Source organism: Bacillus sp. FG16 (genome assembly GCF_057809515.1).
On the sequence record NZ_JBMDKC010000332.1, the window covers coordinates 1 to 453 of the forward strand.

At 41.5% G+C, this 453-nt stretch carries 1 pseudogene; it reads right to left on the reverse strand.

Annotation, left to right across the window (positions count from 1 at the left end):
* Positions 1 to 453: pseudogene (locus ACODS7_RS32600) on the reverse strand (DUF927 domain-containing protein); the annotation flags it as partial.

A 453-nucleotide genomic window follows, 5' to 3' on the forward strand; every position in this document is an offset into this window, starting at 1 on the left:
TTCGATTTTGTTCCTGCCATTCGATTTCATACAGCACTTGTGGACGTTCTATGTTGTGGAATTCTTTTGTGACATACGGTGTTTTCCGCGAAACGAGTTTTGTGATGACATTTCCATCTTTGTCCTCTTTTTCTTCGAAAAGCACAGCATGTGCCCCCACTTTAAATGGCTTAGGAATCACCCTATTTTTATTTCTATCTTCTACCGCAATTTCGACGCCTTTCCTTTCCTGATACGCTTTATTTTCCCCTGTACTTACCGTCCTCCACGCCGATTCCACTTTCTCCTGCACGGTTTGAAACGGAAAGTCTTTCTTAAAAGGTACAAAATACTGATAGGCGAGTTGTAAACTTTCTAACACGTCTTTCTTATTCACACCACATGTAAGTAGTCTTCTTGCCATATCATAGAAATCTCCATCACGTGAACCGCTCTTCTCATACGGGTATGCCA